Origin of the sequence: Rhizobium azibense, assembly GCF_004342325.1 — a bacterium.
Taxonomy (GTDB): domain Bacteria; phylum Pseudomonadota; class Alphaproteobacteria; order Rhizobiales; family Rhizobiaceae; genus Rhizobium; species Rhizobium etli_B.
Map to the genome: position 1 here is coordinate 287,550 of NZ_SMBJ01000007.1, position 19,143 is coordinate 306,692.

A 19,143-nucleotide genomic window follows, 5' to 3' on the forward strand; every position below is an offset into this window, starting at 1 on the left:
ATATGACCCCGAAATTATTCTGCGGAAGCGGCGGCTTCAGCTGCGTCGGCAGCTTTCTGAGCCTTCTCGGCAGTGCGTTCCTGGGCCTTCTTGCCGGGCTTGGCCTTTTCCGGGTTGTTCTTGGCCTCGCGCTTTGCAACGCCGGCCTCGTCGAGGAAGCGAAGAACGCGGTCGGTCGGCTGCGCGCCGTTGTCGAGCCAGTGCTTGACGCGCTCGGCGTTCAGTTCGACGCGCTTTGCGTCGTCCTTGGCGAGCATCGGGTTCCAGGAGCCGAGCTTTTCGAGGAAGCGGCCATCGCGCGGCGAGCGGGCGTCGGCAACAACGACGTGATAATACGGGCGCTTCTTGGAACCACCGCGGGCGAGACGAATTTTCAGTGCCATGTCATTTACTCCTTAGGCTTTTCTTGACCGCTTCGTGAGGCGGTATTGGTTCATTTTGCTGCGGCGCCGCGCTCTGCGTGATCCGCAGCGATCTGCTCATGATGCCGGATGACTTCCGTGATGACGAAGTTCAAGAACTTCTCGGCGAAATCCGGATCCAGATGCGCATCTTCGGCAAGCTGCCGAAGACGGGCGATCTGGTATTCCTCGCGCGCCGGATCGGCCGGCGGCAACTTGTACTTGGCCTTCAAAACGCCGACCTCTTTGGTGCAGCGGAAGCGTTCGGCCAGGATGTGGACGAGCGCCGCGTCGATATTGTCGATCGACTGACGGTAGCTCGAAAGCTGGGCTTTGACGTCCGGATCAATCATCAGGCAGGCGATCCTTTCACTTCTTCTTCGGCAATCCGGGCAGACCCGGAAAACCACCGCCGAGACCCGGTAGCTTTGCGCCGCCAAGGCCTGGCAAGCCGCCCGGCAAACCGCCACCTAAACCAGGCATGCCCCCACCCGGCTTCCCAAGACCTGCCGCCTCGGCCTGCTTTTGAAGTGCCTCCAGCTGCTTGGGGTCGATATTCGAAAGATCAGGCATCCCGCCCATGCCGCCGAGGCCCATCTTGCCGGCAAGACCTCCCATCAGCTGCTTCATCATGCCGCCTTTGCCCTTGCCGCCCATCATCTTCATCATGTCCGCCATCTGGCGGTGCATCTTGAGCAACTTGTTGATGTCGGCAGCCTCGGTGCCGGAGCCGGCAGCGATCCGCTTCTTGCGGGAATGCTTGAGAATGTCCGGGTTGGCGCGCTCGGCCTTCGTCATCGAGGAGATGATCGCAAGCTGGCGCCCGAAAAGGCTGTCATTCAGACCGGCGGATGCCATCTTGTCCTTCATGCCGGCCATGCCGGGCATCATGTTCATGATGCCGCCCATGCCGCCCATCTTCTGCATCTGGCGCAGCTGGTCGGCGAGGTCGTTGAGGTCGAACTTACCCTTGGCCATCTTGGCGGCCATGGCGGCCGCCTTTTCGGCGTCGATATTCTCAGCCGCGCGCTCGACGAGCGAGATGATGTCGCCCATGCCAAGAATACGGTCTGCGATACGGCGGGGATGGAATTCTTCCAGCTCGCTCATCTTTTCGCCGACACCGATCAGCTTGATCGGTTTGCCGGTGACGGCGCGCATGGAGAGAGCCGCACCGCCGCGGCCGTCGCCGTCCATGCGGGTGAGCACGAGGCCGGTGATGCCGACGCGCTCGTCGAAATTGCGGGCCAGATTGACGGCGTCCTGACCGGTCAGTGAGTCCGCGACCAGCAGGATTTCATGGGGGTTCGACTTCTTCTTGATGTCGGCCATTTCGACCATCAAGGGCTCATCGATATGCGTACGGCCGGCGGTGTCGAGGATGACGACGTCATGGCCGCCGAGCTTTGCTGCCTGAACGGCGCGTGCGGCGATATCTGTCGGCGACTGGCCAGCGATGACCGGAAGCGTATCGATACTGGTCTGGGCGCCGAGCTGGCGAAGCTGCTCCTGCGCTGCCGGACGGCGCGTGTCGAGCGATGCCATCAGCACCTTCTTCTTCTCGCGCGCCGTCAACCGGAGGGCGATCTTGGCCGTCGTCGTCGTCTTGCCGGAGCCCTGCAGGCCGACCATCATGATCACGACGGGGGCAGCAGCGTGCAGATCGACGCCGGCGCCTTCGCCGCCCAGCATTTCGATCAGCTCGTCATGAACGATCTTTACGACCATCTGGCCGGGCTTGATCGACTTCAAAATCTCTGCGCCGACGGCCTTTTCGCGTACGCGGTCGGTAAAGGAGCGTACGACATCGAGTGCAACGTCGGCTTCCAGCAATGCGCGGCGAACCTCGCGCAGCGCTGCGGAAACATCGGCTTCCGAAAGCGCGCCACGGCCTGTCAGTCCATTCAAAATGGATCCAAGACGGTCCTGGAGGTTTTCAAACATCGGCTCTTCCTTGATACGTTTCGGGCAGGAATGATATGCCCGGAAACGTCGTGCTTTTCCGTGACGAAAACAAGACGCAAAGCCAAAAAGCACCCGAGGGCGCATCGCGCTGTCGGGTGTGGACCTCCGGGATCTCTTTATACCTTGTCGGGTCCCGGTCGGCGGCTCGAGTCTTGAAGCTCGTCATAGATTGAGCGGCGGTAAACAGGAAAGTAGGGACAAAGTCAAGACAATCCCGACAATTGACCGCATTGCCGGCTCCAAAGCACTGGTGAGCCGCTCGTGTAATCTCAAGCGATACCGTCAAAAGCCTGCAACGAATTCACCCCCATGGATTTCATTGTGTGTACAAAAGGTGAGATCGCGTCCCGGCCGGCAAGATTGCCACGTGGCGCTTCAGTTCGGGTGCGATCCCGAACCGTGTGCGTTGATGATTGCGTCGGCCTCTTTGCCGTAGATCTCCTCGAAGTGATCGAAGGCTTTGGTGTAGTATCCGATTCCTTGCGTAGCGGAGCGCAACGTGCGGGCCAGTTCGTCGAGCGCCCCACCGGGAACGAGTGCCCGGAAGACATCCCATCCTTTGGCGCTCTCATCGCGATCGAAGCCGAGCACCTGGCCCTTGAGTGCCGAGACGATCGCCACCATGCTGCCAGAGAAGATGGATGGAATATGGATTTCGACCCGGACCACCGGCTGCATCAGCACAGCCGCTGCCTCTGACAACGCCTGCCGCACGCCCATGCGTGCCGCTGCCCGAAAGGCGAAGTCGGAGCTGTCGACGGAATGGTACTGGCCGTCCGTGAGCGTCACGTCGACATCGATCACCTGAAAGCCGAGCGGGCCTTTCTCCATGGCTTCACGGGCGCCGGCCTCCACCGCGGGAATGTAGTTGCGGGGCACAGTGCCGCCCTTGACCGTCTCGCCGAAGGTGAAGCCCTGCCCCCGTTCATTGGGACGCACACTCAGCTGCACGTCTGCAAACTGCCCCGCGCCACCCGTCTGCTTGCGGTGACGATAGTGGACGTTCGAGGGCTTTGAGATCGTTTCCCGATAGATCGGGTTCGGCGATCGATCCGTGACTTCGACGCGAAATACCTCCGACAGGGTCCTGCGCAGATCACGCAGGTGCATCGGTCCTTGCGCGCAGATCAACTGTGCGCCTGTTCCCTCCTCCTGCATCACCTTCAGGCCGCGATCGGTCTCGGCAAGCTTTGCCAGCGTCGCCGACAGCTTCGTTTCGTCGCGCTCGGTGCCCGGAACAAGGATGCGTTCGAGCATCGGCGTCGGCGGCGTCGTCCAAGCGGGCGGTGCAAAAGCCTCGGCCGCTGTCAGCAAGGCGGGTGCGGGCAGGTGATCTGACTTGACTGCGGCAAAAATCCTGCCGCGCGCCGAGTTGCCGCCGGCAAGGGGACGGCCGTTTCCTCCCTCCTGAACCGACCCGAGACTGGCGCCGGCCAGCGCAGCGCCCTGTTTCAGTCCGTCGGCAAGCGCACGAACGAGAGTCGTCTTTCCAACGCTCGGCCGGTAGTAGGCGTGGAAGCTCACGGCAGCCAATGCCGTTTCATCCACGCTGGCGGTGGCAGCCAGCCGGCTCCGCAGGGCTTCAACAGGCGGCGCTTCGTGGCGCAGCGTCTTCATCAGCCGCTTGATGCCGTTGCTGTGGGATGCTGCGCCGAAGAGCACGGGAATGACCTTGTTTTCCTTCAGGATCCGCGAGGCGATGGCAAAGAGTGCATCGCTTGCCGGCTCGCGATCTTCGATCAGTTCCTCGAGAAGCCAGTCATCGTACTCGGAAAGCTGTTCCAGCAGTTCGGAACGTGCCTCGTGCTCGCGCGCAACTGCACTCTCGGGCAGTTCGACGAGGGCCGAAGGCTGGCCTTCCCGATAGCGCCAGGCGCGCTCCGAGATCAGGTCGCAGCTGCCGACCACCATATCGCTATCGCGGATCGGTATCTGCCGCAGGACGAGGGGATGGCTGGAATAGGCCTGCAGGGCGGCGATGACATCGCGCAGGCGCCCCTGCGGCTCGTCCATCCGGTTCACAAAAAGAATGCAGGGCGTTCCCGAAGCTTCGATGGCGCGAAGATAGGGTGCTGCCAGCACTGCCTCGTCCGGCGCCGGCGATACGCACAGGATGCAGGCATCGCTTGCCAGAAGCGAATCCTGGGCGAGAGCCAGCGCCTCGTTGGCGCCGGGCGTGTCCAGCGCACACCATCCCTCGCTTCCGAATTCGAATTCCGTCAGGCTCGATCCGTATGGAGAGAGGGACTTTCTCGGTGTCCCTTCGAGCGAAGCCAGCTTTGCGACGAGCGTCGACTTTCCCGTCTGCGAGGGTCCAAGTACCGTGAAGCAGCGCATCGGCTATCCTCCCTTTGCCAAGAACACGCATCCCATTGTCAAGAATGCCTTCAACCGACGAAAAGTGCTAGGCCATTGCGACTTTTCTCAATCTTCGAGGCGGCGGCCGGCCACTGTCCAGACATCGGTGCCGGCAGCATGGCGTCTGTCATGCCGGCGCTTCCTGCGATTCGACCGGCGAAAAAGAGCCGGGCAGCGAAGCGTCGCCGACTGGTCATTGCCCGCACCCACTGGTAATTCCCGCGCGTTTCGGCCATATACAGCCAAAATGGACACGGAATGAGCCTATGAGCGCAACGGTCGAATTCGCGAAGATGAACGGGCTTGGCAACAAGATCCTGGTTGTCGACATGCGCGGCCGCGCAGACAAGGTGACGCCTGCTGCTGCAATTGCGCTCAATGCCCATCCGGACACGGCCTTCGATCAGATCATGGCGATCCACGACCCAAGGGCTCAAGGCACCGATGCCTGGATCGACATCCTGAATTCCGATGGATCAAAGGCGCAAGCCTGCGGCAATGGCACGCGTTGCGTCGTGCAGGCTCTTGCTGCGGAAACCGGCAAGAAGGTTTTCACTTTCCAGACGGTGGCAGGCATCCTCAATGCCGTCGAGCATGACGACGGTACGATCTCGGTCGACATGGGCAAGCCTGTTTTCGACTGGGACAAGATCCCGCTCGCGGAAGAATTTCACGATACCAGCCGCATTGAACTGCAAATCGGTCCGATCGACAGCCCGGTCCTGCATTCGCCCTCCACCATGTCGATGGGCAACCCGCACGCCGTCTTCTGGGTCGACAGGGATGTGATGTCCTTTGATCTTGCGCGCTTTGGGCCGTTGCTTGAGAATCATCCGATGTTTCCCGAGCGCGCCAATATCACGCTGGCGCAAATCACCTCGCCGACCTCGATCACGACACGCACATGGGAACGCGGTGCGGGCTTGACGCTTGCCTGCGGTTCGGCTGCCTGCGCAACCGCTGTCAGCGCTGCCCGCACGGGCCGCACCGGCCGCAGGGTCGAGATTCATGTCGCCAGCGCCAAGCCGCCCGGCATATTGTCGATCGAATGGCGCGACGGCGACGACCACGTGATCATGACCGGTCCTGCCGAATGGGAATGGTCCGGTACGCTCGACCCTTCCAGCGGTTCGTGGGCGCGCGATCAGGCGCAGGAGGCCGAGGCGCAGTGAGCGGCGTTGAGGTCATCACCTTCGGCTGCCGTCTCAATACCTACGAATCCGAAGTGATGCGGGCGGAGGCGGAAAAGGCCGGGCTCGACAATGCCATTTTGGTGAATACCTGCGCCGTCACAGGCGAGGCCGTGCGTCAGGCGCGGCAGGCCATCCGCCGGGCACGACGCGAAAATCCGCATGCGCGCATCATCGTGACGGGCTGCGCGGCCCAGACCGAAAAGCAGACCTTCGCAGAAATGGCCGAGGTCGACGCCGTTCTCGGCAACGAGGAGAAGCTCAACACCTTCTCATATCGTGCCCTGCCCGATTTCGGAGTGGGCGCCGAAGAGAAGCTGCGCGTCAACGACATCATGAGCGTGCGCCAGACGGCGCCGCAGATGGTGAAGCATATCGACGGGCATGTGCGCGCCTTTATCCAGGTGCAGAACGGATGCGACCATCGCTGTACCTTCTGCATCATTCCCTATGGCCGCGGCAATTCCCGCTCCGTGCCCATGGGTGCCGTAGTCGATCAGGCGCGCAATCTCGTCGATAGCGGCTACCGCGAGATCGTGCTGACGGGCGTCGATGCCACCAGTTACGGCGCCGACCTACCCGGCGAGCCGACGCTCGGGCTGCTTGCCAAGACGCTTCTGAAGCAGGTGCCGGACATTCGAAGACTGCGCTTGTCGTCGATCGACAGCATCGAGGCAGACAAGCATCTGTTCGATCTGGTTGCCGATGAGCCGCGTTTCATGCCGCACCTGCATCTTTCGCTGCAACATGGCGACGACATGATCCTGAAGCGCATGAAACGGCGGCATTCACGCGCCGATGCGCTTGCCTTCGTCGATCAGGTTCGCCGTCTGCGTCCAGACATGTGCTTCGGCGCCGATATGATCGCCGGTTTCCCGACCGAGACCGAAGAGATGTTCGAAAATGCCGCAAGCCTGGCGGAAGAAGCCAGGGTCGCCCATCTGCATGTCTTCCCCTACAGCCCTCGCCCAGGTACGCCGGCAGCCCGCATGCCGCAGATCGACCGGTCGATCGTCAAGGATCGTGCGGTAAGGCTTCGTGCTACTGGACATCAGCTTCATCAGTCCCATCTGGATCAGATGGTCGGAACGCGCCAAAGGCTGCTTGTGGAAAACAACGGGCTTGCACATACCGAGAACTTCACGCTTGTCGCAGTCCCCGATCTTCGGCCGCGTTCATTCGTCGAGGCAATCATCACCGGCCATAATGGCAAACATCTCGACATGCAATTGACAGCCGCCGACGCGGCCTGATTTCACGGAATTCCCCATGGCGCTCAGCTTCATCAAAAAGGTCTTCACCTTCGGCAAGGAAAAGCCGGCGGAAGAGCAGGCGCCGGAGGCTTCGCAGACAAAGGTTCTCGAAGCCGAACCAGGCCCGCATTCGCACGAGGAACACCTGCCGCTTGCAAGCGATCCCGCTTTTCCGGAACAGTTGGATATCGCGGGCGCCGCCCCGGCTGCGGACGCTGTCGAGCCCTCCGAAGACGCCGAAGATGCGGCGATCCTTCCGGCCGCCTACCAGATTGGCGATCTTGGTGTGATACCACTGTCGCTGCTGGAGGCAGAGGCTGAAGCCGAGCCAGAAACGCCAGCCAAAGAAACGCCCACGGCAAAGACACCCCCCTCAGTTTCTTCGGGAGATCAGGCGGCGGACGAGGCGCCGGTTTTTGATGCTTCTCATGATGAAGTCACGGATATTCGTCCCGAAGAGATTTCAGGGGCGGCCGAGGAAGGCCAAACCGTTCCTCCCCAGCCAATCTCCTTGCTTGGGGGGGAGACGCCCGGCGGGGTAGCGGAGGATGCTCCTTTGCGTGACGCAGATGGCGAGGATGCTTCAAAGACGCAACCTCTACTTCCCAAGGGCTTTGCAACCACTGCGAAAACCACCGAGGCGGAGCCGATTGCTCCTTACCCTAAGCTCACCTGGTTCCAGCGTCTGCGCGCCGGTCTGGCGCGCACTTCGTCGCAACTCACGGGCCAGATTTCCGCGCTCTTTACCAAGCGCAAACTGGACGACGACACGCTTCAGGATCTCGAAGACCTGCTGATACAAGCCGACCTCGGCGTCGAAACCGCCATGCGCGTCACCGATACGCTCGCCTCAGAGCGCTATGGCAAGGATGTGACCGGCGAGGATGTCAGCCGCATCATGGCATCGGAAATAGCCAAAGTGTTGAAGCCGGTCGCAAAGCCTTTGCAGCTCGATCTCACCCACAAGCCCCATGTCATTCTCGTCGTCGGCGTCAACGGCACCGGCAAGACGACGACGATCGGCAAGCTGGCGGCGAAACTTTCGGGTGCCGGATTGAAGGTCATGGTGGCGGCGGGCGATACTTTCCGCGCCGCGGCGATCGAGCAGTTGAAGATCTGGGCCGATCGCACGAAGTCGGAATTCATCGGCACGAAGCTTGGTGCGGATGCCGCAGGTCTTGCCTATGATGCCTTCGAGCAGGCGAAGGCGAAAAAGTGCGACGTGCTGATCATCGATACCGCCGGTCGTTTGCAAAACAAGGCGGAGCTGATGGCGGAGCTCGAAAAGATCGTCCGTGTGCTCGGAAAGCTCGATCCCGACGCCCCGCACACGGTGCTGCAGACGCTGGATGCGACCACCGGCCAGAACGCTCTCAATCAGGTCGAAATCTTCCGCAATATTGCAGGCGTCAACGGCCTGATCATGACCAAGCTCGACGGTACTGCGAGGGGCGGCATCCTTGTTGCGATCTCCGCAAAGCACAAGCTGCCGGTCTATTTCATCGGCGTCGGCGAAGGCGTAGACGATCTGGAGCCCTTCGAGGCCGAGGATTTCGCTCATGCCATTGCCGGGCTTGGGCAATGATGCCACAGATAAGCCGCAACAGCGCGCAAGCCCATGCAAACGACGAACAGGTTTGACGAATACATGACCACTGAAAGCGATATGACCCCCAGCGCCGCCGACCGCCACCATCCGATGCTGAAGCTGGCGCTGGAACTCGGGCCGCTGCTGATCTTCTTCTTCGCCAATCTGCGTGGCGCCTGGCTGGTCGAGCAATTCCCCGCATTGTCGGAACTCGGCGGGCCGCTCTTCGTGGCGACGGGACTTTTCATGGCGGCGACGATCGTCTCGCTCGTCGTTTCCAAGCTCGTCCTCGGTCATCTGCCGATCATGCCCTTCGTGTCAGGCATCGTCGTCTTGATCTTCGGTTCGCTATCGATCTACCTGCAGAACGAAACCTTCATCAAAATGAAGCCGACGATCGTCAACACGCTGTTCGGTGTCGCTCTTTTGGGCGGGCTTGCCCTTGGCAGGTCGCTGCTCGGCTACGTGTTCAACGCGGCCTTTCAGCTCGACGCTGAAGGCTGGCGCAAGCTGACGGTTCGTTGGGGCATCTTCTTCCTGTTCCTTGCCGTTCTGAACGAAGCCGTCTGGCGCAATTTTTCCGATGACTTCTGGGTGACCTTCAAGGTCTGGGGGACGATGCCGATCACCATCATCTTCACCATGGCGCAGATGCCGCTCATCATGAAGCATTCGATAACTCCTGCAGGAGAAACCGAGAAGTGACGGCGTTCAGTGCAGCGCAAAGAGCGAGACATCAGAATTTCTGGTTCGCGGCCTGCCTGGCGGTCTTGATCCTCCAGATCGCTGCCGAGTACCTGATGGGCCGCACGCCGATCTGCTCCTGCGGCTATGTCAAGCTGTGGGAAGGCGTCGTCAACTCGAGCGGCAATTCCCAGCATCTTTCGGACTGGTACACGCCGTCCCACATCATTCACGGCTTCCTGTTCTATGGGCTGGCGCATCTGGTGCTACGCAACAGGCCGATCGCCGTGCGCCTGCTTCTGGCGCTTGTCGTCGAATCCGGCTGGGAACTGCTCGAGAACTCGCCGATCATCATCGAGCGCTACCGCGCGGCGACGATCTCCCTCGATTATTACGGCGATAGTATCCTCAACTCGGCCATGGACACCGTCTTCATGGTCGCCGGCTTCTTCTTCGCTGCCCGCGCTCCGATCGCGCTCACAGTCGCCATCGCCTTCTTTTTCGAGATCTTTACGGGTTACATGATCCGTGACAACCTGACGCTCAACGTGCTGATGCTGATCTTTCCAGTCGAGGCGGTCAAGGCCTGGCAAAGTGCGGTCTAGGAAACCGGTTTCCCGAGCGCCTTTTCCATTGCCGGATAGAGGCCTTCCTTGAGGCTGACATCGTCGAAGGGGCCGACGCGTTTATAGAGGATCGTGCCGTCGGTGGCGACCAGGTAACTCTCAGGAATGCCGTAGACGCCCCAGTCGATCGCCGCCTTGCCATTCGGATCGACACCGATTGCTGCATAGGGGTTTCCGAGCTCGCCGAGAAAGCGCAGCGCGCTGTCGTTCTTGTCCTTGTAGTTGATCGCGACGATGTTGAGCCGCTTGTCCTTTGCCAGTTCCGTCAGGATTGGATGCTCTTCCCGGCAAGGAAGGCACCAGGAGGCAAAGACATTGACCAGCGTCAGCTTGCCCTTGATCGCACTATCCGTCAGCGGCGGCAGATTTGACCCTTCCAGCGGTGGCAGGTTCAATGCCGGAGCTTTGGTGCCGATCAGCGCTGAAGGAATCTCGGAAATGTTCTTGCCGTGAAAATCCTGATCGTAAAGCATCTTTGCTGCCGTCGCGGCAATGCCACCGAAAACCACGAGCGGGATCAATGCCAGCGCATAACGGGCAAAGCCGCGCGGTTTTGGTCGATCTGCCTGCGGCGTGCTCATTGGCTATCCTTCGGACGCGCCGAACGGCGGCGGATACCCGAAGCTTCGAGGGCCGCCAGTTCCTTTTGCCGCGCGCGCCCGTCCACCCAGATCCACAGCGTCACGGCGATGGTGACGAAAGCGGCGAACCCATAGGAACTGTAAACGTAAAAGGCATGCGTCATCGGTCAATCCTCACGGCTTGCCAGCCGCGCGGCCAGACGGCGCTGGGCGGCAACGCGGCGCCGCCAGATTTCGTTGCGCATCGCCATGACGTGCAGCGTGAAGAAGAGCAGCGTGAAGCCGATCGCCATCACGAAAAGCGGGCGCAGGAACTCCGGGTCGATCGCGGGGCCGGCGAGGCGCACGACGCTTGCAGGCTGATGCAGCGTGTTCCACCAGTCGACCGAAAACTTGATGATCGGGATATTGACGAACCCGACGAGGATCAGAACCGCGGTGACACGGGCGGCCCTTGACGGATCATCGATGGCGCGGTTCAGCGCAATCAGGCCGAGATACATCAGGAAGAGAATGAAGACCGACGTCAGCCGCGCGTCCCAGACCCACCAGGTCCCCCACATGGGCTTGCCCCAGAGAGAACCGGTGACCAATGCAAGGAGAGTGAAGGCAGCGCCGAGTGGTGCGGCGGCCTTGGCGGAGACATCGGCCAGCGGATGGCGCCAGACGAGCGTGCCGATCGCCGAAATAGTCATCACGGTGTAGCACATCATCGAAAGCCAGGCCGAAGGCACGTGGAGATACATGATGCGGACGGTTTCGCCCTGCTGGTAGTCGCCTTTCGTCGAGAAGCTGAGGTACAATCCGACAATCAGACAGAGCGCCGTTGCCGCCGCCATCCACGGGATGGTGCGCTGCGCCAGCGCCAGAAACCGCGTCGGATTGGCGAGATCGCTGAATTTGCTGATGGCAAGGCTTGTTTCGTTCATGACCGGTTATTTACCTTGAACGCGGTGCTCCCGCAATTGATCGTGATCAAAGAGCCGATCAATCCGATGTGTTTCGCAGCGCAAGTGCTGCGGCCGCCGGACCGATGACGGCAAAGAACATCGTCAATGCGATCAGAATGAGGAAAGGGGGCAGGAAAGGTGCCGGATCTTCCACTGCCGCATAGGTGGCGCTGACGCCGAAGATCAGCACCGGAATGGTCAATGGCAGAACAAGGATCGACACCAAGAGCCCGCCGCGCGGAAGAGCGACGGCGACAGCCGCGCCGACGGCGCCGATGAAGGTGATGGCGGGCGAGCCGGCCAAGAGCGTCAGTACCGTTGCGCCGATCGCGATCTCGTCCATGTTCATGAAGAGACCGAGGAACGGGGAGGCAATCACCAAGGGCAGGCTGGTCGCCGTCCAATGCGCGAAGCACTTGACAAGGACCGTCAGCACGAGCGGCGTTTCCTGCATCAGCATCAAGTCCAGCGAACCGTCGTCACGTTCGGCTTGGAAAAGCCGGTCAAGACCCAGCAGTGCCGCAAGCAGCGCGCCAATCCAGACGATGGCGGGACCGATCCGCGAAAGCAGGTTCAGGTCCGGCCCGACGCCGAACGGGATGACAGCAACGACGGTGAGGAAAAACAGCACCCCGATCAGGGCGCCGCCGCCGGCGCGGATGGAAAGTTTCAGGTCGCGGAAGAAGAGGGCGGTCATGCCGGGTGTCCTTCTACGCGGATGGCCAGGCACCCCTCTCCAAGCCCTTTGAACAAGAGCAAGGGGTTCACGCGCGGCGCTGCTTGCTGCTTCTCGAGGTCTGTCACAAGCTTCGTCAACCCCAAACTCCCCGATCCGCACCCGCAAAGCCCGTCATCTTCAGTTCCCGGGAATTTTCAAGCCCGAGCGGCTGGTGGGTCGCGGCGACAACGATGCCGCCCTTTTTCCGGTGGGCGTCGATGAGATCGGCAAACAGGCGGTCGGCGCTTGCGTCGAGTGCTGCGGTCGGCTCGTCGAGAATCCAGACCGGGCGGTAGGCGACGAGCAGCTTGGCGAAGGCAAAGCGGCGTTGCTGGCCTGCGGAGAGGTAGCCGAAGGGAAGATGCGTAATGCCCGAAAGGCCGACGGCGGCGGCCGCGTCTTCGATCGACAGTTGCGATACGCCGAGCACGTCGCCGAGAAAGTTTTGCCAGAAGGCGAGATTTTCGGAGACGGTCAGCTCGCTTTTCATCGCGTTGCGATGGCCGAGATAGTGGCTGACCTCACGCGCATTCCGCTCCGTTCCACCACGCGAATCAGTGAATTCAACCGTGCCCCTTTCCGGCCCTAAAAGACCGGCCACGACGCGCAGCAAAGTGGACTTTCCCGATCCGTTTTTCCCAGTCAAAACCAGCGCTTCGCCTGCCTCGAGGCGAAAGGACAAGTCTGCGAAAATCAGGTCTTCGCCCCGCCTGGCAGCGAGATTGGAGGCGTCGAGATGCATAGGTTTTCCGTTCAATAAGTTTTTAGTCACCGCGACGCAAAAAATGTCCCAAATGGGCCGAGCCCTCTCTGGCACCTTTCTTAGAAATTATCTATAAGACCCGCAACCACGCCAGCGGCCGGCGTGAATTTCATCCTTGCGCCGAACATGGAGAAACCTCTCCACGTGCGGACAGCGGAAATGGCCGTACCCGCATCCTGATGTGCATTAGTGCATAGGCGTCCGCACGACTGTGTTGGCTATCAGAAACGGGGTCTCTCGTGTCTAAATCTCTTGACAGCTTCAATTGTCGCTCCACGCTTTCCGTGAACGGAAAGGACTACGTCTATTACAGCCTTCCGAAGGCTGAAGCCAATGGTCTTAAGGGCGTATCGAAGCTTCCATATTCAATGAAGGTTCTGCTCGAGAACCTGCTGCGATTCGAAGACGGCCAGTCGGTCACCAAGGAGCACATCCTCGCTGTCGCCGAATGGCTGAACAACAAGGGCTCCGTCGAAAACGAAATCGCCTATCGCCCGGCACGCGTGCTCATGCAGGACTTCACCGGCGTTCCGGCGGTGGTTGACCTCGCCGCGATGCGCGACGCAATGGTCTCGCTCGGCGGCGATCCCGAAAAGATCAATCCGCTCGTGCCTGTCGACCTCGTCATCGACCATTCTGTCATCGTCGATGAATTCGGCACGCCGCAGGCCTTCGCCAAGAACGTCGAACTTGAATACCAGCGCAACGGCGAACGCTACCGCTTCCTGAAGTGGGGCCAGCAGGCATTCAAGAATTTCCGCGTCGTTCCTCCAGGGACCGGCATCTGTCACCAGGTCAATCTCGAATATCTTGGCCAGACCGTGTGGACGAAGGATGAGGACGGTGAGACGATCGCCTATCCCGACACCTGCGTCGGTACAGACTCGCACACGACGATGATCAACGGCCTCGGCGTTCTTGGCTGGGGCGTCGGCGGCATCGAAGCAGAAGCCGCCATGCTCGGCCAGCCGGTCTCGATGCTCCTGCCGGAGGTCATCGGCTTCAAGCTTACCGGCAAGCTCAAGGAAGGCGTCACGGCGACAGACCTTGTTCTGACCGTCGTGCAGATGTTGCGCAAGAAGGGCGTCGTTTCGAAGTTCGTCGAGTTTTTCGGCCCCGGCATGGACAACATGCCTCTGGCCGACCGTGCGACGATCGGCAACATGGGCCCGGAATATGGCGCCACCTGTGGCTTCTTCCCGGTCGACGGCGAAACCGTCAACTACCTCACCATGTCCGGGCGCACGCATGACCGGATCGCGCTCGTTGAAGCCTATTCGAAGGCACAGGGCATGTGGCGCGAAGGCGACGGTTCCGACCTCGTCTTCACCGACACGCTGGAACTCGACCTCGGCGACGTCGTGCCGTCTATGGCAGGTCCGAAGCGCCCTGAGGGCCGCATCGCGCTCGAAGACATCGCGTCCGGTTTCGCCACCTCGATGGAGGCAGACTACAAGAAGCCGGGCCAGCTTTCGAACCGTTACGCGGTCGAAGGCACCGACTTCGATCTCGGCCATGGCGACGTCGCCATTGCCGCCATCACATCCTGCACCAATACCTCGAACCCTTCGGTTCTGATTGCTGCCGGCCTGCTCGCCCGCAACGCCGTTGCCAAGGGCCTGAAGACCAAGCCCTGGGTCAAGACCTCACTGGCGCCTGGATCGCAGGTCGTTGGCGAATACCTCGCCAAGTCCGGCCTGCAGGCCGACCTGGACAAGCTCGGCTTCAACCTCGTCGGCTTCGGCTGCACGACCTGCATCGGCAATTCCGGCCCGCTGCCGGCGCCGGTCTCCAAGACGATCAATGACAAGGGCCTCATCGTTTCGGGCGTGCTTTCGGGCAATCGCAACTTCGAAGGCCGTATCTCGCCGGACGTCCAGGCGAACTATCTGGCATCCCCGCCGCTCGTCGTTGCCTACGCACTCGCCGGCACCGTCCAGAAGGACCTGACCAAGGAGCCGATCGGCGAAGACCAGAACGGCAAGCCGGTCTATCTCAAGGACATCTGGCCGACCTCGAAGGAAGTTCAGGAGTTCATCCTCAAATACGTCACCCGCGAACTTTACGAAACCAAGTATGCGGATGTCTTCAAGGGTGATGAAAACTGGCAGGCCGTCCAGGTCCCTCCGGGGCAGACCTACGCCTGGGACGACGATTCGACCTATGTCCAGAACCCGCCCTACTTCGTCGGCATGGGCAAGAAGGGCAGCGGTACCTCCGACATCAAGGGCGCCCGCATCCTGGGCCTGTTCGGCGACAAGATCACCACCGACCACATTTCTCCGGCCGGTTCGATCAAGGCTGCGTCTCCGGCCGGTTCTTACCTGCTCGAGCACAATGTCGGGGTGGCGGACTTCAACCAGTACGGCACGCGCCGTGGCAACCATGAAGTGATGATGCGCGGCACCTTCGCCAACATCCGCATTCGCAATCACATGCTTGGCCCGAACGGCAAGGAAGGTGGCTATACGATCCACTATCCGTCGAAGGAAGAGGAATCGATCTACGATGCGGCCATGAAATACAAGGCAGAGGGCGTTCCGCTCGTCATCTTCGCCGGTGTCGAATACGGCAATGGTTCGTCCCGCGACTGGGCGGCCAAGGGCACCAACCTGCTCGGCGTCAAGGCCGTTATCGCGCAGTCCTTCGAGCGCATCCATCGCTCGAACCTTGTCGGCATGGGCGTCATCCCCTTCGTCTTCGAAGACGGCACGACCTGGCAGAGCCTTGGCCTCAAGGGTGACGAGACCGTGACCATCGAGGACCTGGAAAACATCAAGCCGCGCGAGAAAAAGATCGCCAAGATCACCTACGGCGACGGCACGGTGAAGGAGGTTCCCCTCCTGTCGCGCGTCGATACGCTCGACGAAGTGATCTACCTCAACAACGGCGGCATCCTGCAGACGGTTCTGCGCGATCTCGCTGCCTGATTGTTGAGAAACAGGGCAGACAATGGCCGCCGGAGAGCAATCTTCGGCGGTTTTTCTTTGCGGTCTCCATCTCACGCCGATGTGTTCCACGAGCTGTGCCGGCAGGCGGCGTCTCACCCCTTCGTGACTTTCCGTTTGCAGCCGGAAGGATTATCTCTACGGGCCTAAGTCAGGGCTGCGGTTTTCGGTCTGCTGCGTGTCTCTGGAAAAGAGGTTGGAATGACGCCGCGTTTTTTGATCTGGTTGGTCGCCGGTATGGTGCTTGCAGCGCCGCTTCATGCCGAAGATGGCAAGCTGAAAGGCGTCGTCGAACTTTTCACCTCGCAGGGATGCTCGTCCTGTCCTCCCGCCGATGCGGCCTTCCGGAAACTGGTTGCCCAGGGCGATGTCATCGCACTCGCCTATCACGTGGACTACTGGAATTATCTTGGGTGGACGGACACGCTCAGTTCGAAGGAAAACACCGAGCGGCAGTATGGTTACGCGCGGATGATGGGCCGCAGCAACGTCTATACGCCGCAGGTCGTGGTCAACGGCCGCGATCACCTCACCGGGTCTGACCTTTCTGCCATCTATGGCAAGATCGATACATTTTCGACGGAAGGCAAGGGCTTGACCGTGCCCGTGGCCGCGCAGCTGCGCGGCGACGAGCTCGAGATCAAGATCGGTGCCGGCGATGGCAAGGCCAATGTCGTGCTTGTCTATTTCGACAAGGAAAAGACGATCGACGTCGAAAAGGGCGAAAACAGCGGCAAGAAGATTTCCTATCTCAACAGCGTCAGCGATGTCGAAACAGTCGGCATGTGGGACGGCAAGGCCGCAAGCCTGACGCTGCCTGCAAGCGTCCTGCAGAAGCCGGGACTGGAAGGCTGCGCCATCCTGCTTCAGGCAACGACAGCCGACGGCGATCCGGCTGCGATTGTCGGCGCAACCATCGTCATGGCAGGCAAGAATATCTGATCGGCTTTACCTGCTTCGAGGCGGATGAACGAGGCGGCCCGGCTGATCGTATTCGGGGCTGGGGTTAAGGTCGATACGCTCAGCCGGGCCCTTTGGCGCGCTGGCGCCAAATCGGTGAGCGAATTTCCTCCGGAAATGAGGCGCTGTTTTGACTGAAATGCGGCACTCGGGAGATTGCACAGCATATGTTTAATGTGATGGTCGCTGCACTTGCAATTTGATGTGGCTCGGGCAAACTGTCGTACTCCTGTCATAAGCGGAGGCTTGGGAGACTGATGACAGATCAGCCGGATTTGCGGCATGGCGACGCCCGTTCCGCCAGTGGTAGTTCCTCGGTCGTCGTCGATTTAAAAGAATACAAGCAAAGCAAGGACCCGCCGCCGGTGACCTTTCATCGTCGCGAGTTGGACGCGATTTTGTGGATCTACGGAAGGATGGTTGGCCAAGGCGAGTGGAAAGATTACGCCATCGGCCATCTGAAGGAGAAGGCGGTCTTCGCCGTTTTCAAACGTTCGGGCGAGACGCCGCTTTTCCGCATCGAGAAAGATCCGAGGCTCGCCGCCAAGCAGGGCGCCTACTGCGTGATCAATGCAAACGGCATGATCTTGAAGCGCGGCCATGACCTGCAGCAGGTGTTGAAGGTCTTCGACAAGGTGCTCAAGCTCGTCGAGACGTGACGGCGTCAGACCTCAAACAGAGTGCCGGGATAGACCGACGGATCAGGATCGCTGTCCTTGCCATCGCCGAGCGGCCGCTGCATGATCATCGTGTCGAGCCAGCGGCCGTGTTTGTAGCCGCTACCCTTCAGCAGACCGGTCTCTTCGAAGCCTAGTGCGCGATGAAGCGCGATCGAAGCCGGATGGGCGCCGCCGATGACGGCGACCATCTGGCGGAAGCCCAGTTGCGTGCAGCGTGAAATCAGCGCTGTTAGCAGTGCCCGGCCGATGCCAAGGCCGCGTGCTGCAGGCGCGAGATAGATCGAATCCTCCACCATCCAGCGATAGGCAGGCCGGGTGCGGAAAGCGGAAGCATAGGCATAGCCGAGCAGGGCTCCATTCTGGTCAACCGCTGCGATATAGGGATATCCAGAACTGGTATTGGCGCAGAAGCGAGTGGTCATCTCCGCTTCGGAAGGTGGGATGATCTCGTAGCTCGCAACGCCATTGAGGACTGAGTCGCGATAGATTTCCGCGATTGCGGGAAGGTCGGAAAGGGTGGCGTCACGAAGAAGGAAAGGCATTGGGCCGGCCGGTCGTTGATGAATGCCTTTAGAAAACACTCCATGACCTGACGTGCAATAAAAAAGGCGGCCGGAGCCGCCTTTTCAGTGATGCTGTCCAGTTACCTGCGGTTGCCGAGGAACTGCAACAGGAACATGAACAGGTTGATGAAGTCGAGGTAGAGCGTCAGCGCGCCTATGATCGCCTTCCGGCCGGCAACGGCAACATCATCGGCTTCGAAGTACATTTCCTTGATTCGCTGCGTGTCGTAGGCCGTAAGGCCTGCAAAGATCAGGACACCGATCACGGAGATCGCGAACTGCATCGCCGAGGAGGCCAGGAAGATGTTGACGAGCGAAGCAATGATCAGGCCGAAGAGGCCCATGATCAGGAACGAGCCCATCGCCGACAGGTCACGCTTTGTCGAGTAGCCGTAGAGCGACAGGGCGCCGAAGGAGGCCGCCGTGATGAAGAACGTCTGAACGACGCTCTCGCCCGTGTAGATCAGCAGCAGCGACGACAGTGACAATCCGACCAGCGCGGCATAGACCCAGAAGGTCGTCTGCGCTGCGGAAACGCTCATGCGGCCGATCCGGAAGCTCAGGAAAAACACCAGAGCCAGCGGAGCTAAGATCACGACCCACTTCAGCGGGCTCACATAGATCGCCTGGCCGAAGGCGGTCAATTGACCATCGGCAAAAGCGAGCTGGAATGACAGAAATGCCGCTACACCCGTGATCGCCAGACCCAGCGCCATCAGGTTGTAGACCTTGAGCATGTAGGAGCGCAGGCCCTGATCGATCATCTCGCCAGTTTGTGCGCGGGTTTGGTAGTTACGAAGGTCAGCCATAGTTTCCTCTTAAAAGCTCCGATGGGAATACGGTGTCGGGCTATACGACCCGGGCGCCGCTGCGGAGCTCCAGCATGCCTAGCGGTAATATGAGCCTTTCGCCTTT

At 60.5% G+C, this 19,143-nt stretch carries 19 protein-coding genes; 8 read left to right on the top strand and 11 right to left on the bottom strand.

Annotated features, from left to right (window positions below; genetic code table 11):
* Nucleotides 1-14: 14 nt before the first annotated feature.
* The 4 genes from rpsP to EV130_RS19430 all read right to left on the bottom strand — a co-directional run bounded on the left by rpsP (nucleotide 15) and on the right by EV130_RS19430 (nucleotide 4,703).
* Nucleotides 15-383: a 30S ribosomal protein S16 gene (rpsP, locus tag EV130_RS19415; RefSeq protein WP_074062827.1), complete on the bottom strand. Its 369-nt coding sequence runs from the start codon at nucleotides 381-383 to the stop codon at nucleotides 15-17.
* Between the two features lie 50 nt (nucleotides 384-433).
* A complete protein-coding gene (locus EV130_RS19420; RefSeq protein ID WP_074062826.1) occupies nucleotides 434-754 on the bottom strand; it encodes a chorismate mutase in 321 nt (106 codons plus the stop codon).
* 16 nt (nucleotides 755-770) lie between these two features.
* Nucleotides 771-2,345, bottom strand: coding sequence for a signal recognition particle protein (ffh, locus tag EV130_RS19425; RefSeq protein WP_074062825.1), 1,575 nt, complete (start codon nucleotides 2,343-2,345; stop codon nucleotides 771-773).
* Between the two features lie 396 nt (nucleotides 2,346-2,741).
* Nucleotides 2,742-4,703, bottom strand: a complete 1,962-nt coding sequence (locus EV130_RS19430) for an elongation factor G (RefSeq protein ID WP_074062824.1) — start codon at nucleotides 4,701-4,703, stop codon at nucleotides 2,742-2,744.
* Nucleotides 4,704-4,990: 287 nt separating this feature from the next.
* Here EV130_RS19430 and dapF point away from each other — a divergent pair, with 287 nt between their 5' ends.
* From dapF to EV130_RS19455, 5 genes are all read left to right on the top strand, one after another.
* Nucleotides 4,991-5,896, top strand: a complete 906-nt coding sequence (gene dapF, locus EV130_RS19435) for a diaminopimelate epimerase (RefSeq protein ID WP_074062823.1) — start codon at nucleotides 4,991-4,993, stop codon at nucleotides 5,894-5,896.
* Nucleotides 5,893-7,167 (top strand): tRNA (N(6)-L-threonylcarbamoyladenosine(37)-C(2))-methylthiotransferase MtaB, encoded by a 1,275-nt coding sequence (gene mtaB / locus EV130_RS19440; protein WP_074062822.1) that lies wholly within the window; start codon nucleotides 5,893-5,895, stop codon nucleotides 7,165-7,167. The genes dapF and mtaB overlap by 4 nt, the downstream gene beginning before the upstream one ends.
* Before the next feature lie 16 nt (nucleotides 7,168-7,183).
* Nucleotides 7,184-8,752: a signal recognition particle-docking protein FtsY gene (gene ftsY, locus EV130_RS19445; protein WP_074062821.1), complete on the top strand. Its 1,569-nt coding sequence runs from the start codon at nucleotides 7,184-7,186 to the stop codon at nucleotides 8,750-8,752.
* Between the two features lie 63 nt (nucleotides 8,753-8,815).
* Nucleotides 8,816-9,460, top strand: coding sequence for a septation protein A (locus EV130_RS19450; RefSeq protein ID WP_074063369.1), 645 nt, complete (start codon nucleotides 8,816-8,818; stop codon nucleotides 9,458-9,460).
* Nucleotides 9,457-10,044: a DUF2585 domain-containing protein gene (locus EV130_RS19455; protein ID WP_074062820.1), complete on the top strand. Its 588-nt coding sequence runs from the start codon at nucleotides 9,457-9,459 to the stop codon at nucleotides 10,042-10,044. The genes EV130_RS19450 and EV130_RS19455 overlap by 4 nt, the downstream gene beginning before the upstream one ends.
* On the opposite strand, the gene EV130_RS19460 is transcribed toward EV130_RS19455, so the two are convergent.
* From EV130_RS19460 to ccmA, 5 genes are all read right to left on the bottom strand, one after another.
* Entirely contained in the window at nucleotides 10,041-10,646 is a 606-nt protein-coding gene (locus EV130_RS19460) for a DsbE family thiol:disulfide interchange protein (protein ID WP_074062819.1), read from the bottom strand. The genes EV130_RS19455 and EV130_RS19460 overlap by 4 nt on opposite strands.
* On the bottom strand, nucleotides 10,643-10,810 hold the full coding sequence (gene ccmD / locus EV130_RS19465; RefSeq protein ID WP_074062818.1) for a heme exporter protein CcmD: 168 nt from the start codon (nucleotides 10,808-10,810) through the stop codon (nucleotides 10,643-10,645). The genes EV130_RS19460 and ccmD overlap by 4 nt, the downstream gene beginning before the upstream one ends.
* A 3-nt stretch (nucleotides 10,811-10,813) precedes the next feature.
* A complete protein-coding gene (locus EV130_RS19470) occupies nucleotides 10,814-11,575 on the bottom strand; it encodes a heme ABC transporter permease (RefSeq protein ID WP_074062817.1) in 762 nt (253 codons plus the stop codon).
* Between the two features lie 58 nt (nucleotides 11,576-11,633).
* Nucleotides 11,634-12,293, bottom strand: coding sequence for a heme exporter protein CcmB (gene ccmB, locus EV130_RS19475; protein ID WP_074062816.1), 660 nt, complete (start codon nucleotides 12,291-12,293; stop codon nucleotides 11,634-11,636).
* A gap of 115 nt (nucleotides 12,294-12,408) precedes the next feature.
* Nucleotides 12,409-13,056 carry a heme ABC exporter ATP-binding protein CcmA gene (gene ccmA / locus EV130_RS19480; RefSeq protein WP_074062815.1) on the bottom strand — a complete coding sequence of 216 codons (648 nt, stop codon included), beginning with the start codon at nucleotides 13,054-13,056 and terminating at the stop codon, nucleotides 12,409-12,411.
* Nucleotides 13,057-13,316: 260 nt separating this feature from the next.
* Here ccmA and acnA point away from each other — a divergent pair, with 260 nt between their 5' ends.
* The 3 genes from acnA (at nucleotide 13,317) to EV130_RS19495 (ending at nucleotide 17,644) form a co-directional block, all read left to right on the top strand.
* On the top strand, nucleotides 13,317-16,007 hold the full coding sequence (gene acnA, locus EV130_RS19485; RefSeq protein WP_074062814.1) for an aconitate hydratase AcnA: 2,691 nt from the start codon (nucleotides 13,317-13,319) through the stop codon (nucleotides 16,005-16,007).
* A gap of 219 nt (nucleotides 16,008-16,226) precedes the next feature.
* A complete protein-coding gene (locus EV130_RS19490; protein WP_074062813.1) occupies nucleotides 16,227-16,967 on the top strand; it encodes a DUF1223 domain-containing protein in 741 nt (246 codons plus the stop codon).
* 275 nt (nucleotides 16,968-17,242) lie between these two features.
* The gene (locus EV130_RS19495; RefSeq protein ID WP_074062812.1) at nucleotides 17,243-17,644 is read left to right on the top strand and encodes a DUF2794 domain-containing protein; all 402 of its coding nucleotides are present in this window, start codon (nucleotides 17,243-17,245) and stop codon (nucleotides 17,642-17,644) included.
* A gap of 5 nt (nucleotides 17,645-17,649) precedes the next feature.
* Here the strand turns inward: EV130_RS19495 and EV130_RS19500 are convergent, their stop codons facing one another.
* Both EV130_RS19500 and EV130_RS19505 read right to left on the bottom strand, forming a co-directional pair.
* Nucleotides 17,650-18,207, bottom strand: coding sequence for a GNAT family N-acetyltransferase (locus EV130_RS19500; protein WP_074062811.1), 558 nt, complete (start codon nucleotides 18,205-18,207; stop codon nucleotides 17,650-17,652).
* Nucleotides 18,208-18,308: 101 nt separating this feature from the next.
* Nucleotides 18,309-19,037: a Bax inhibitor-1/YccA family protein gene (locus tag EV130_RS19505; protein WP_074062810.1), complete on the bottom strand. Its 729-nt coding sequence runs from the start codon at nucleotides 19,035-19,037 to the stop codon at nucleotides 18,309-18,311.
* Nucleotides 19,038-19,143 lie beyond the last annotated feature (106 nt).

Bases quoted from the DNA above. Each gene is read 5' to 3' on its own strand.
- EV130_RS19450 (WP_074063369.1), top strand. From the start codon at position 8,816: ATGACCACTGAAAGCGATATGACCCCCAGCGCCGCCGACCGCCACCAT.
- EV130_RS19505 (WP_074062810.1), bottom strand. From the start codon at position 19,037: ATGGCTGACCTTCGTAACTACCAAACCCGCGCACAAACTGGCGAGATG.
- EV130_RS19460 (WP_074062819.1), bottom strand. From the start codon at position 10,646: ATGAGCACGCCGCAGGCAGATCGACCAAAACCGCGCGGCTTTGCCCGT.
- dapF (WP_074062823.1), top strand. From the start codon at position 4,991: ATGAGCGCAACGGTCGAATTCGCGAAGATGAACGGGCTTGGCAACAAG.
- EV130_RS19430 (WP_074062824.1), bottom strand. From the start codon at position 4,703: ATGCGCTGCTTCACGGTACTTGGACCCTCGCAGACGGGAAAGTCGACG.
- ccmB (WP_074062816.1), bottom strand. From the start codon at position 12,293: ATGACCGCCCTCTTCTTCCGCGACCTGAAACTTTCCATCCGCGCCGGC.
- EV130_RS19420 (WP_074062826.1), bottom strand. From the start codon at position 754: ATGATTGATCCGGACGTCAAAGCCCAGCTTTCGAGCTACCGTCAGTCG.
- rpsP (WP_074062827.1), bottom strand. From the start codon at position 383: ATGGCACTGAAAATTCGTCTCGCCCGCGGTGGTTCCAAGAAGCGCCCG.
- ffh (WP_074062825.1), bottom strand. From the start codon at position 2,345: ATGTTTGAAAACCTCCAGGACCGTCTTGGATCCATTTTGAATGGACTG.
- EV130_RS19500 (WP_074062811.1), bottom strand. From the start codon at position 18,207: ATGCCTTTCCTTCTTCGTGACGCCACCCTTTCCGACCTTCCCGCAATC.
- EV130_RS19470 (WP_074062817.1), bottom strand. From the start codon at position 11,575: ATGAACGAAACAAGCCTTGCCATCAGCAAATTCAGCGATCTCGCCAAT.
- ccmD (WP_074062818.1), bottom strand. From the start codon at position 10,810: ATGACGCATGCCTTTTACGTTTACAGTTCCTATGGGTTCGCCGCTTTC.
- ftsY (WP_074062821.1), top strand. From the start codon at position 7,184: ATGGCGCTCAGCTTCATCAAAAAGGTCTTCACCTTCGGCAAGGAAAAG.
- EV130_RS19490 (WP_074062813.1), top strand. From the start codon at position 16,227: ATGACGCCGCGTTTTTTGATCTGGTTGGTCGCCGGTATGGTGCTTGCA.
- ccmA (WP_074062815.1), bottom strand. From the start codon at position 13,056: ATGCATCTCGACGCCTCCAATCTCGCTGCCAGGCGGGGCGAAGACCTG.
- EV130_RS19495 (WP_074062812.1), top strand. From the start codon at position 17,243: ATGACAGATCAGCCGGATTTGCGGCATGGCGACGCCCGTTCCGCCAGT.